A 415-nucleotide genomic window follows, 5' to 3' on the forward strand; every position below is an offset into this window, starting at 1 on the left:
TCCGTCGTCTTCCATTTTCGGATGAACCGAAACTTCCGGTCGATGGASACGTGGGATTTGTAGCCAAAGAACGGGATAGCGAGATCCGTTGCGGGCATACTCCCGTCATCCTGCCGTTTTGCTTTCGTGAACTTCAGCGTCCAGCGCGCATGACGATCCTTGTGCGACAGCTTTGCCGRCTTGTCCTGCCAGTCTTCKGGAATACGTCCTGCCCGGAGATCCGCTTTCTCAGCCTTCGTATTGCGCTGCTTTGGAGCMGCCACCAGYGTTGCATCCAGGATCTGGCCSGACATCGGSAGATAGCCGGCGTGCCGCAGGGTCGCGTCAAAACGGTTGAACAGACCCTCGATCGCTCCCACCTGCGTCAGGCGCTCACGGAACAGCCAGAGTGTTTTGGCATCAGGAACACGATCTG

1 pseudogene is annotated in these 415 nt (G+C 57.6%); it reads right to left on the reverse strand.

Going from position 1 to position 415, the window contains the following annotated elements:
• A pseudogene (locus tag KP705_RS18315) lies at positions 1-415 on the reverse strand (IS5/IS1182 family transposase); the annotation flags it as partial.

Source organism: Gluconobacter sp. P1D12_c (assembly GCF_018812105.1).
Classification (GTDB): Bacteria; Pseudomonadota; Alphaproteobacteria; order Acetobacterales; family Acetobacteraceae; genus Gluconobacter; species Gluconobacter oxydans_A.